The sequence below is a fragment of the Kosakonia arachidis genome (assembly GCF_900116535.1).
GTDB classification, from domain to species: Bacteria; Pseudomonadota; Gammaproteobacteria; order Enterobacterales; family Enterobacteriaceae; genus Kosakonia; species Kosakonia arachidis.
On the sequence record NZ_FPAU01000003.1, the window covers coordinates 385,227 to 396,613 of the forward strand.

Genomic DNA, 11,387 nt, shown 5'->3' on the forward strand with positions numbered 1-11,387 from the left:
GTCATTCCCCCGATAAAGAGGACTGATTAACAGGCCTGCGTCGCGCCTGCCAGGCCTCCTGTACGCGTTGCAAAACGACATAAAAACAAGGGACTAACAGGATGGCAAGCAAAGTCGCTGACAACATTCCCGAAAAAACGGTAATCCCCAGTGATTTTCTGGCACTGGCGCTGGCACCGCTGGAAAAGATCAGCGGTACTACGCCCAGGGTAAATGCCAGCGATGTCATGATAATCGGTCGGAAACGCGTTCTGGCCGCCGTCAGTGCAGCATCAATGATACTGCTACCGGCCAGGCGCTGCTGACGGGCATATTCGACAATCAGGATCGCATTCTTGGCGGCAAGTCCGGCCAGCAATAACACGCCAATCTGAGTATAAAGGTTATTAGCAATATTCAGCGCTAACAATGTGATCGCTGTTCCTGATAAGGCAAGGGGGACACCAAGGATGACGCTGACGGGTAACCAGTAGCTTTCATATTGTGCCGCCAGCACCAGATAAACCAGCAGCAACGACATGGCGTAGGCAATATAGATACGGTTTCCGGCCACGTTTTCCTGATACGACATATCAGTCCAGGACAGGCTGATATCCGGGGGCAGAGTGGCTTTAGCCAGTGTCTCCACCGCCTGCATCGCTGCCCCGCTGCTGTAACCCGGGGCGGGCATACCGATGAGCGTCGCTGCCGGGTTGAGATTATATAAAGAAGCGACGGCAGGCCCCCGGGTCGGGGTGAAACTGACCAGTGTCGCCAGCGAAACCGGATCACCGCTGGTATTTTTCACCGTCAGTGCGGAGATTTGCTGTTGCAGCAGGCGCTGATCTGACTGCGCCTGCACATAAACTTTTACGCTATGGTTCTCGCGGGTGATTTGATTGACATAGCTGGCACCAAGATATTGTTGCATCGCATCAAAGGCGTCTCCGGGAGATACGCCCATCGCTGCTGCGCGCGTTCTGTCAAGCGTAACATTGATCTGCGGCACATCTGCGCGCAGTGTACTGAACATGCGCGACACTTGCGGTAGTGTCATCGCCTGCCGGGCAAAATTGTCACTCACCTGCTGCAGATGTCTGTAATCACTTTGCCCGTCATTCTCGCTCAGGATCATCTGCATACCGCCACCGTTACCGACGCCCTGAATAGGCGGTGGCACAATCACCAGCGCGTTGGCATCAGGAATTCCTGCCAACTGTTTATTCAGGTTGGTATAGATGGAACGTAAATCCTGGTTCCTGCCACGCTGATTCCAGGGCTTTAGGGTGATGTAAATCAGCGCCGCGCTGGACAAGGACGCATTATTGTCGAGCGGTGACAGTCCACCGATGACCACAACATGATCCACCCCAGGCTGCTGATTCAGCACGCCTTCCACCTGTTGGGTAACATTGGCGGTTTTTCCCAGCGAAACTGCGTCTGGCAGTTGCAGCGATACCAACAGGTAACCCTGGTCTTCCAGCGGAATAAATCCGGTCGGAATTTTGAGGAAGGCGACTAACGTCAGCACGATCATCATCATGCCACCGATAAGCGCCGCTTTGCTGTGGCGGATTAAGCGGCGAACACCGTTGAGATAAACGTTCTCCAGCCAGTCGAAAACCTGGTTGAACTTCCGGTAAACCCAGGGCCTGGTTCCCTCCTTCACCGGTCGCAGCCATTGTGCGCTCTGCACCGGTTTCAGCGTCAACGCATTAAGAGCGCTGAGCAAGGTCGTCACGGCAATCACCAGCGCAAACTGACGATACATCTGGCCACTAAGCCCCGGTAAGAAGCTGGCCGGGAGATACACTGCCACCAGCACCAGGGTGATAGAAATGATTGGCGGCAGCAGCTGGCGCATGGCACGCAGCGTCGCCTCGCGCGGCGTATATCCCAGTTCTATATGATGACTCACGCCTTCGACCACCACGATCGCATCATCAACCACGATACCGATCGCCAGTACGATGGCAAACAGCGTCAGCAGATTGATGGAAAACCCCATCAGGTAAATGGCACCGAACGTGCCGATAAGAGTGACCGGTACCGTGGTGGCGGGTACCAGCACCGCCCGCCAGTTTTGCAAAAATGCCACGATTACCAGTAAAACCAGCAGCCCGGCAATTAACAAGGTGCTGTAGACGTCATCGACTGAACGCTGAATAAAGTTGGTGGTGTCGAATGGCAGTGAATAGTGCGTACCTGCCGGCAGTCGGGCCGACATTTTTTGCATTTCAGCAGCGACTGCTGTGCCAACATCCAGCGCGTTGGCATCCGGTAACTGTGAAATGGCAATCCCTGCTGCTGGTTTACCGTCCATGGTGAAAAACTGCGAATAACTCGATGAACCCAGCTCGGCATGACCGACATCCTGTAAACGTACCAGCCTGCCACCGTCCTGGGTGCTGCTTTTAATAACGATCTGATTGAACTGGCGGGCATCAGTCAGCAGGCCATTAACGTTAAGCGTCAGTTGCATCTGCTGGCCACTGTTGACGGGCGGAGCGCCCAACTGCCCGGCGCTGACGCTGCGGTTTTGCGCTTTGATGGCGCTGATAACGTCATCCGGTACCAAACCGTATTGCTGCATACGCGCCGCATCCAGCCAGATGCGAATACTGTAATCTCCGGTCCCAAACACCGTGACATCTCCCACGCCAGGTATGCGCGCCAGTGAGTCGCGCAGATGATTAGTGGCGTAGTTGCTCAAAAACAGTGTGTCCTGGGCCGGATCGCTCGATTGCAGACTGTACAACTGCAAAATGGCCGTTGATTTTTTACGCACCGTTACCCCCTGCTGCTGCACCGTATCCGGCAGTTGGGAGAGCGCCGCCTGCACACGGTTTTGCACCAGGACTTGAGCCTGGTCGCTATCGGTGCCGATAGCAAAGGTGATATTCAGGGTATAGGTACCATCGTTGCCGGTGGTGGATTTCATATACAGCATGTTCTCGACACCATTCACCTGCTGCTCGATGGGGAACGCCACCTGCCCTTGCAAAGTCTGTGCATTGGCTCCGGGATAGTGCGTCACCACCTGAACCGTCGGCGGGGTGATGGGGGGATACTGCGACACCGGCAACACCCATAACGCAACAGCGCCGAGGATCAGGATAATCAGTGACAACACATTGGCGAAAACTGGCCGGTCGAGGAAGAACTTAATCATGCTGGCTTTGCGCCTCGTTGCTGACGTTCACCTTTTTCCCCACAAAATCTGGACGGGCAAAGGTCAGGACGCGTCGCGTGTTGTCAATTGCGCTGAGCAAAATGACATGCTCACCGCTACCGGGAGCCGTTTTAACGCTAAGACGGCTGACACTGCCATCCAGGGCAACCGGGAAAATACTGCCACTCTGCACTGCCGTGGACGGAAGTTGTAACTGGCTCACCGGCTCTGCTGCATGCAAAGTGACATGGACAAACATCCCTGGCAGAAGGTTAACTGGCGGCTGATGCAGAGTCGCGCGCAGGGTGATATTGCCGCTCGCGCTGTCGAGCTGGTTATCGACAAAATCGATGGTGGTATGCAGGGGCTCACTCAACCCGGGAATGGTGATCTCTAACGGCTGATGTGTGATTGCATCTCTGCGTGCGGCGATAATGCCAAAACGCGTCGCGTCTGATTGATTAAGGCTGAAAGTGACATACAACGGATCGATTTTATTCAGCGTGGCTAAAACGGTATTACCGCTGGTACCCACCAGATTACCGACATCAACGGCGCGCCGCCCGATGCGTCCGCTGAAAGGTGCAGTAATACGCGTATAACCAAGATTGATTTGCGCAATATCCCGCTGCGCCAGAGCCTGATCTCTGGCAGTTTGCGCGTCCTGCAAGGTCGACAAGGAGATAACGCGTGACGGATAGAGAGCCTGGTCACGGTCAGTTTCACGCTGGGCATTCACCAGCGCGGCCTGAGCCGAATTAAGCTGTGCCTGTAAGGCAGCCGGGTCTAACGTAAATAACACTTGTCCGGCCTGTACCAGGTCGCCGTCTTTAAAATTGACAGATTGCAGCGTCGCAGCGACGCGCGCTGAAATCTGCACCTGCTCTGAAGCACTCAGTGTCCCGGTGACGGTAATTGACGCGTCAAATGTGATTTTTTGCGGAACACTCACCGAAACCACCGGAACCGACTGCTGGAGAGCGTTTTCCTGTGGTTTACAGCCCGCCAGGAAACAGCCTGCCATCAGCAACAGTCCATACCGGCATGTCATACTAAGCGTCTTCATGGATAGCGAGTTCATGGGGTTGATTATTCTTTTGCAGCCATAAATGCACTGAGTTGCGAGAGGGTGATATAGCCATTTTTCGCCGTATCTATTTCTGAAAAGTGCCGGGCGACGCGTGGCATACCAACCTGCGTCTCTGTCAGAGTCAGTTTGCCATCATGATTGGTATCCGCTGTATTAAAGCGATTTTGCATGCGTTGTGCGCGGCTACCCACCGGTGCTGCGCTGGTAGCATTGAAAAAGGCAAAACCTGCAATCAGCACCAGAAACTTTTTCATTTGTTACCTCAAGTTACCGTTAATGAGAACGCATCGGGGAAAAGATATAGAAAAGCAAGCCAGGGAGGGTTTCTGAATTGTTCCAGACTTATGTCATCGCATGTCACAGGAACACTGAGCAGACTTCGCCTTCGTTTAAGGATACCTGAGCCGGCCAGCTCAAATAGAGAACCAGCCAGTGGGATATTGCTCGCATATAAACTCCACGAAAACCTTAACTTTGGGGCTCTGAAGCCGACGAGACGTGTGCAGCACCCAGAGTTCGGTAAATGTGTCGGCCTCTCCCCAGCACACAAGCTCTCCTTTTTCCAGTTGCTGGCTGACAAGGGATCCCGGAAGCATTGCCGCTCCGGCACCGGCCATAACGGCGTCCCGCACAGTCAGAAGGGAGGATAGACGCATCACGGGCTGTGGTGTGAAGCGGCACTGCCCGTCCTGAACACGCCAGATCTCGGTGTCGGAATACGTTGACATGACGATCGCCGGGATCTCAGGCGCGCTTTGTCCATCGCCGACCGGCATCTGAACGGTGGGAACCGCCACCAGGGTCAGTTTGTCCCTGGCAAATCGCCTGCCAACCAGCGCACTGTTACTGCGCGGATTAATACGGATCGCGACATCAAAATGCTCATCCACCAGGTCGCTCACCCGGTTTTCAGAAATAACCTCAACGTAAATGTGAGGATAGCGGCGACGAAATTCGGCCAAAAGCCGCCCGAGAGCCAGCTGTGAAAAGAGTAACGGAGCCGCAATACGCAGCCAGCCGGAGGGATTGGCCGTATCTTCCCGTGCAGATTCGACCGCTTCATCAATGTCACGTATGGCGCCGACGGTTCGTGACAAAAGGCGTTCACCCGCCTCAGTGATTTGCAACTTCTGGCCACCGCGCTCAATAAGACGCACGCCCAGCACCTCTTCAAGGTCTGTCAGCCTGCGTGAAAGGGTTGCCTTGGGCTTTCCGCTGGCGCGACTGGCTGCACCGATCCCGCCAGAGGCTGCGATGAGATGGAAATCTTTAAGGGCATTAATATCCATGGTGTGTCTCATTTATGGAACGATCTATCCAAAAAATAGCATCTTCAAAGCAAAAATGGATCGCGATAGTGTTTGTTCACACCCACCCAAACACAATGGAGTAGACATCATGAGTATCCTGATCACCGGAGCCACTGGCCGCGTCGGCCGCAACGTTGTTAAGGCGCTTATTCGCCGTGGCGCTGATTTCCGCGTGCTGACCCGTGACCCTGCAAAGGCTGGCTTTGCCGAAAATGTGCAGGTTGTTAAAGGCGATATGCTGGATATCGACTCTCTGCGCGCTGCCTCCAGGGGTATCAAGACGCTGTTTTTATTGAATGCGGTCGCCGCCGACGAATATACCCAGACACTGATTACACTCAACATCGCCCGCGAATGCGGCATTGAGCACGTGGTTTATCTCTCTGTCTTTGGCGCTGATGTTTCCGTCAATGTGCCGCACTTCGCCGTAAAATATGGCGCTGAGCGCATGCTTAAAGAGATGGACTTTAGCGCCACCCTCCTGCGACCAACCTACTTTATCGACAATGAGGTAACGATTAAGGATGTCGTCATGAATCACGGTATTTATCCGATGCCGATCGGCGGTATTGGCCTGGCGATGGTGGACACGCGTGATATCGCTGAGGTGGCGGCTATTGAGCTGATGCGGCGCGACCGTGCGAGTGGGAAACTGCCTGTCGAGACGATTAACCTCGTTGGCCCCGATACGCTGACGGGGGAGGCCGCCGCTGCCATATGGAGCGAGGTGTCAGGCCGCGAGATTGTTTACGGCGGTGATGACCCGGCGGCCTTTGAAGCCAGCATGGCGGAATTTATGCCGAAATGGATGGCGTACGAAATGCGTCTGATGGCTGAACGCTACGTCAGTCATGGCATGCTGCCACAGGATGGCGACAGAGAGCGTCTGGCCTCGCTTCTTGGCCGCCCGTTGCATACTTATCGCGACTTTGTGATGGCGCTTTCAGCACAATAACATCGCCTTCCTTGCACGCGGCGCAGGCTTATAGAAACGCGCGCGCTTCGTTCAAGGCTGGCGCGCGCGTTTGAGCGGTTCCATTCTGGCGCCTGAAAACGCCCGGAGGAACGCCCACATATTGCGTGAATGCCACATTAAAGGCGCTCGCTGACTGATATCCGATGTGAAAGGCAATCTGTTCGATTTTCTCTTTGCTGCTCACCAGCGCTTTTTTCGCTAACGACATGCGCCAGAAGAGAAGATATTGCCCTGGCGGCATGCCGACTGTTTCATTGAAAGCGGCAAAAAAAGCGGAGCGGGACATAGCGGCGTGGCGGGCGAGCTGCGCTATTTGCCACTCATCGCCCGGTTTTTCATGCATGAGATGTAGTGCAACAGCGATCTTTTCATGTTGCAGTCCCTTCAGCACACCAGCCGTTTTCGGCAGTTCAGGATTACTGCGTAACGATTCTACTAACAGAAGTTGTAAAAGATGCATTAAGACCACATCACGCCCGGGACGCCTGGCACGGCTTTCCTCCCGCAGGAGTTCAAGCAACGTGACGAAACGACGTTGGCCTTTAATCAGGATCTCGTTTGGCAGTAAAGAGACGATGAGTTGTTTATCCGGTGTATCGAATTCACAGTGGCCGACATGCATGATCAGATCGGCTGGCCCGCTTGTTGCGCCAATTCTCACATGTCCTTCGCCGATGATTGTTGGCAGCGTAATGTCAGTGGGGCTGGATCTGCCCGCGTTGGTGTTCTCGAAAGAGTAAGCGGCGGGTATCAGAATAAAATCACCGGCAACAAGTAACTTTGGGCCTTGCCCGTTCACATTGATCAAGCATTCGCCTTCCAGCACTGCGCAGTAAAAGGCCTCTCCGCCAGACTCCCGAACAATACGCCACTCTCCGCGCCCCTCAACGAGTTTTGAATGCGAAGGTTTTGGATTGAGCAGGGCAACGATATCGGTCAACGGATCTGACATTGGACGATCTCTAAAGTTTACGGGACTTTTGATTATATATTGTCCGGGAGGCGGCGGCTATGATCACTGCTCTTGCCATGAAAGAGGATCAAATATGCCTACTGTGCTGATTACCGGTTGTTCTTCCGGCTTTGGCCTTGCCGCCGCAAAACTTTTTTTACACCAGGGCTGGAAAGTGATTGCCACAATGAGAACGCCTGACCCGACCTGTTTGCCGGAGAACGACAAACTGACGATGTTGCCGCTCGATATTACTTCCGCGCAGAGTATTCGCCATGTGGTGAAAGAGGCGGGCGCGATTGATGTGCTGGTGAATAATGCGGGCTTTGGTGCGCCTGTGCCGGTCGAGCTCACGTCTGTTGTCACTGCGCAGCAGTTAATGAACACCAATGTGCTGGGGACATTGTCCTTAACGCAGGCGTTTCTGCCGCTGATGAGAGAGAGAAAATCAGGTGTCATTATCAATGTCTCCTCGTCCGTGACGACCAAAGCGATGCCGCTGATTGGGCTTTATCGCGCCAGTAAAGCGGCGTTGAATGCCTGGAGCGAGTCCTTGTCGATTGAGGTCAGGCCTTTTGGTATTCGCGTTCATATTGTGTTACCGGGGCGCTCACCGGAAACGAAGTTTGGCGAGAATGCGCGTGCGCATTTTGCCGGAATGGACGATCCCGCCTACGGGCAAATGGTGCGTGAGTTTATCCAGAGTGTAGGCGAGAGCAACTCGCCCGTGACGCATGCTGATGATGTCGCAAATGCCATTTTTGCCATTGCTCACAATCCAGATGCGCCGTTATACACCGCAGCAGGTGAAGATGCCGGGCTGTGGCTGAAAGAGGCGCAGCAGCATTCACCCTTCGCTTACTAATGTTACTTAACCCGATGCCGCAGGGGCTTTCCTGCTCTGCATTTGCAATGGCGGCGGCTCGACCGTGGGCTTTACGGACGTCAGCGAAAACCGTATTGAAATGCGCTTGTTGATGTGATGCATCGGATAATGCAGGCGATGGCGCCTGCACCATCCGATTAAAAAGCAGAGCGGGAAAGGCAGTATCCCGTATCAGCCATGGAAACGGTCGTAAACCCCGCCTGACCCAGGTGCATGCCTGCAATAAGCAGTTTTTCCCGGACGGCCTGGGCCAGAATTTTTTCCCGGGTTTCTTTAGCCAACGCGGGATCAACATCAAACAAAATGCTCACCGCTGGTCTTGCCGTCTGAATATGAGGGTAATGGACGATGTCCCCCCAGATCAGTAAGCTTTTTTCCTTCGCGTCAATGCGAAACCCGGTATGCCCTGGCGTGTGGCCGGGCAGCCATACCGCAGAAATGCCCTCTGCTATATCGTCCTCGCTAAATATGTTGTCCTCGCTAAAAAAGCGGACGTTCCGTGCATAAGCCTCGAGTGTCTGGCGCGCCAGCATGAAATTACGCTGGCCGCGTTCGCTGGCGATTTTTCGTTTTTCATCATCCGACCAGTAGTCCGCTTCACGGTGATGCAGAAGAAGTTCCGCATGTTGGAAGACCGGTCGTTTTTCAGCATCAAGCAGACCGCCAATATGGTCCGGATGGCAATGCGTTAATAACACCGTGTCCACCTCGTCGTGGCTGATTCCGATGGCTGCGAGGTTGGCTTTGAGCTGCCCACCCGCGTTGTTCAGCCCTCCTGTACCGGCGTCAACCAGAATAGTCCGCCCCCGCCCGCGGATGAGATAGCCATTGATATGAATATTACCGGGCTCAGCGATTCCGGCGTGATGCTGAAGGCGTGCGGCATCCTCTGTTGTAATACCTGACAGTAAATCCAGGCTGGCGGACATATTGCCGTCACTCACCGCCGTAACCTGAAAATCGCCAATCTGACGTGATGGAAAGGTAAGAGCGTTCATAAATACCTCAGGATTAGTTTCGGGCGTAGGGGTACGGGGCAGGGGAACCAAAGCAGCGAATACGCGCCATTAGCCCCCAGGCCTGTTGCGTGGCGAGATCCAGCTCACGCATAAAGTTTTCCATCACTTCTGCCGTACGCCATGGTGTTAGTCGATAAAAGAGTTCGGCATAGACCGGATGCCCGCATCCCGGCTTTACAGTAACAAATATGATATGCACGTTGTCCGGCGCTGCGGCGAGTATGTCAACGCAGAGGGCGCTACAGGTGCGGGTAAACGCGGGAAGTTCGATGCACCTGTCAGCCTGTTCTTCAGAAAAGTAAAACGTCAGATTAGGCATGATTTAATGGCTCCCCGCCTGGTGACGCTCAACAGGAGATTGCAACTGCAATGTCAGCGGTTGGTAAAGGTATACGCCGGGCATATCCGCCAGCAGCAAGGCGCTTTCACGAGGCAGAACCCAGGCTGCGCGACGTTCCGGGGATTTGTCCAGCCCTGCCGCGTACATTTCCATCGCCGGTTCCCCCAGCGCGGTGACTAAAGCGCTTATCGGCTGCGCACTGAGGAGCAGAATTTCATCTGCCGAGACGGCCGGAGTCGGTGCTTCACATGCATACAGATTACGATGCCAGTCAGTGATATGGGCCTGCCAACGGGAGAAATTACCGCCCCCTTTGCGCCGATAATCATCACTGCTGAGTACATCTGCATCCTTCACGGTGTGAAGGGCGAGATAAGCAGGGCAGCCGGGCTTCACGGCGCCAAAGCGCTGAGAAGAACGGAATCCATTAACAGAGACCAGCGCCGGTAATTTTTCCAGGCTGTAAAATGCATTCCATTCTTCCTCGCTCCGGGGATCGGTATATGAACATTCCACGATATACAACATTCTTCGGCCTCCGCATGATAAACAGCGGACAACGAATAATCCGCTTAATGATTTTTAATCATGCTATAAGGTGGATACCGGCCTGAAAATCGACAATATTTCATTGTTTAGTGACATTAGCTCACTGAATGGCATTCTCAGCACAGAGGAAGGGCTCTTTTATGCGCAGAAAAATACCCAGTAGCGCTTCCCTACAGGCTTTTGATGCCGCGGCAAGGCACGGCAGTTTTGCCCGGGCCGCAGAGGAGCTATCCCTGACGGAAGGGGCCATTAGCCGTCAGATTGCGCGCCTTGAATCGTTGCTGAACTGCAGACTGTTTGACCGTACAGGAAGCCGGGTAAAGCTTAATCCCGCAGGCACACGCTATGCCCGCCATGTTCACGAAACGCTGGCACGGCTCGAAAGGGATACCCAATACATCATGGGATTGCCGGAGGGGAATAAGAGTCTGGATATTGCCGTTCTGCCGACTTTCTCCAGTCGATGGTTGATCCCGCGGCTGAATGGCTTCAGGTCGTTGTACCCGGACATAACGTTAAATATTGCGGCCAGTACCGATCCTTTTATTCTCAACGGCAGTGGCTTTGACGCCGTGATCCATTTTGAGCATCCCGCATGGACCGGCATGCGCATGCAGTTCCTGTTTCAGGAAAAGCTGGTTCCGGTGTGCCATTCTGCGCTGTTATCACCAGGGGACGTTGATAAACAATTAAACGAACTGCCACGGATCCACCGACGGCAGAATCCGGACGCGTGGCATCTCTATGCCCGCGAAAGCAAAATCAGCCTGGATAATCCCGGTCTGGGCGTTCGCTATGACCTGCATGAAATGGCAATCGCAGCCGTTATGGCGGGACAAGGCGTGGCACTGGTGCCGCGTATGTATGTCGAAAATGAATTGAGGCGCGGTCTGCTTGTTTCACCCTGGCCAGAATCCGCAAGCCTGAACAAAAACTTCTGTTTAGTCAAACCGGCGGAAACAGGACTGAATGAAGCGGCATTAGAGGATTTTGAACGCTGGCTGCTTACTGAAATCACTCCTCCTGCAGGTGCATCGCAGAAACAGGCTTAACGGTCTTAAAAATAGCTAAAATAAGGTGGTTGGCGGCCTGACGTTTTTTCCACAGGGCCGCC

Annotated in this window: 11 protein-coding genes; 3 read left to right on the forward strand and 8 right to left on the reverse strand. The window is 54.0% G+C overall.

The genetic code is table 11. From position 1 onward, the window contains the following. Window position 1: 1 nt before the first annotated feature. From BM427_RS13495 to BM427_RS13510, 4 genes are all read right to left on the reverse strand, one after another. Window positions 2-3,151, reverse strand: coding sequence for an efflux RND transporter permease subunit (locus tag BM427_RS13495; protein ID WP_090122264.1), 3,150 nt, complete (start codon window positions 3,149-3,151; stop codon window positions 2-4). Beyond that, window positions 3,144-4,175 carry an efflux RND transporter periplasmic adaptor subunit gene (locus BM427_RS13500; RefSeq protein ID WP_167518537.1) on the reverse strand — a complete coding sequence of 344 codons (1,032 nt, stop codon included), beginning with the start codon at window positions 4,173-4,175 and terminating at the stop codon, window positions 3,144-3,146. Before BM427_RS13500 ends, BM427_RS13495 begins: the two co-directional genes overlap by 8 nt. Window positions 4,176-4,240: 65 nt before the next feature. Further along, window positions 4,241-4,495, reverse strand: a complete 255-nt coding sequence (locus BM427_RS13505) for an EF-hand domain-containing protein (protein ID WP_090122267.1) — start codon at window positions 4,493-4,495, stop codon at window positions 4,241-4,243. Between the two features lie 159 nt (window positions 4,496-4,654). Then, complete coding sequence (locus tag BM427_RS13510; RefSeq protein ID WP_090122268.1) at window positions 4,655-5,530, reverse strand: LysR family transcriptional regulator; 876 nt, start codon at window positions 5,528-5,530, stop codon at window positions 4,655-4,657. 109 nt (window positions 5,531-5,639) lie between these two features. Here BM427_RS13510 and BM427_RS13515 point away from each other — a divergent pair, with 109 nt between their 5' ends. Next, window positions 5,640-6,506, forward strand: a complete 867-nt coding sequence (locus BM427_RS13515; RefSeq protein WP_090122270.1) for an SDR family oxidoreductase — start codon at window positions 5,640-5,642, stop codon at window positions 6,504-6,506. A 28-nt stretch (window positions 6,507-6,534) separates the two neighbouring features. Here the strand turns inward: BM427_RS13515 and BM427_RS13520 are convergent, their stop codons facing one another. Then, window positions 6,535-7,479, reverse strand: coding sequence for an AraC family transcriptional regulator (locus BM427_RS13520; protein WP_090122271.1), 945 nt, complete (start codon window positions 7,477-7,479; stop codon window positions 6,535-6,537). A gap of 94 nt (window positions 7,480-7,573) precedes the next feature. Between BM427_RS13520 and BM427_RS13525 the strand changes: the two genes are divergently transcribed. Next, window positions 7,574-8,344, forward strand: a complete 771-nt coding sequence (locus tag BM427_RS13525; RefSeq protein WP_090122273.1) for an SDR family oxidoreductase — start codon at window positions 7,574-7,576, stop codon at window positions 8,342-8,344. Window positions 8,345-8,502: 158 nt separating this feature from the next. On the opposite strand, the gene BM427_RS13530 is transcribed toward BM427_RS13525, so the two are convergent. The 3 genes from BM427_RS13530 to BM427_RS13540 are packed head-to-tail and all read right to left on the reverse strand — an operon-like array spanning window position 8,503 to window position 10,252. Beyond that, window positions 8,503-9,363 carry an MBL fold metallo-hydrolase gene (locus tag BM427_RS13530; protein WP_090122275.1) on the reverse strand — a complete coding sequence of 287 codons (861 nt, stop codon included), beginning with the start codon at window positions 9,361-9,363 and terminating at the stop codon, window positions 8,503-8,505. Between the two features lie 13 nt (window positions 9,364-9,376). Beyond that, complete coding sequence (locus tag BM427_RS13535; RefSeq protein WP_090122277.1) at window positions 9,377-9,703, reverse strand: hypothetical protein; 327 nt, start codon at window positions 9,701-9,703, stop codon at window positions 9,377-9,379. Window positions 9,704-9,706: 3 nt separating this feature from the next. Then, the gene (locus BM427_RS13540) at window positions 9,707-10,252 is read right to left on the reverse strand and encodes a sugar ABC transporter (protein WP_090122279.1); all 546 of its coding nucleotides are present in this window, start codon (window positions 10,250-10,252) and stop codon (window positions 9,707-9,709) included. 161 nt (window positions 10,253-10,413) lie between these two features. On the opposite strand from BM427_RS13540, the gene BM427_RS13545 reads away from it, so the two are divergent. Then, on the forward strand, window positions 10,414-11,325 hold the full coding sequence (locus BM427_RS13545; protein WP_090122281.1) for a LysR substrate-binding domain-containing protein: 912 nt from the start codon (window positions 10,414-10,416) through the stop codon (window positions 11,323-11,325). The last annotated feature ends 62 nt before the right edge of the window (window positions 11,326-11,387 follow it).

Excerpts from the sequence above, each read along its gene's own strand:
- BM427_RS13495 (WP_090122264.1), bottom strand. The coding sequence starts at position 3,151 with ATGATTAAGTTCTTCCTCGACCGGCCAGTTTTCGCCAATGTGTTGTCA.
- BM427_RS13500 (WP_167518537.1), bottom strand. The coding sequence starts at position 4,175 with ATGGCAGGCTGTTTCCTGGCGGGCTGTAAACCACAGGAAAACGCTCTC.
- BM427_RS13505 (WP_090122267.1), bottom strand. The coding sequence starts at position 4,495 with ATGAAAAAGTTTCTGGTGCTGATTGCAGGTTTTGCCTTTTTCAATGCT.
- BM427_RS13510 (WP_090122268.1), bottom strand. The coding sequence starts at position 5,530 with ATGGATATTAATGCCCTTAAAGATTTCCATCTCATCGCAGCCTCTGGC.
- BM427_RS13515 (WP_090122270.1), top strand. The coding sequence starts at position 5,640 with ATGAGTATCCTGATCACCGGAGCCACTGGCCGCGTCGGCCGCAACGTT.
- BM427_RS13520 (WP_090122271.1), bottom strand. The coding sequence starts at position 7,479 with ATGTCAGATCCGTTGACCGATATCGTTGCCCTGCTCAATCCAAAACCT.
- BM427_RS13525 (WP_090122273.1), top strand. The coding sequence starts at position 7,574 with ATGCCTACTGTGCTGATTACCGGTTGTTCTTCCGGCTTTGGCCTTGCC.
- BM427_RS13530 (WP_090122275.1), bottom strand. The coding sequence starts at position 9,363 with ATGAACGCTCTTACCTTTCCATCACGTCAGATTGGCGATTTTCAGGTT.
- BM427_RS13535 (WP_090122277.1), bottom strand. The coding sequence starts at position 9,703 with ATGCCTAATCTGACGTTTTACTTTTCTGAAGAACAGGCTGACAGGTGC.
- BM427_RS13540 (WP_090122279.1), bottom strand. The coding sequence starts at position 10,252 with ATGTTGTATATCGTGGAATGTTCATATACCGATCCCCGGAGCGAGGAA.
- BM427_RS13545 (WP_090122281.1), top strand. The coding sequence starts at position 10,414 with ATGCGCAGAAAAATACCCAGTAGCGCTTCCCTACAGGCTTTTGATGCC.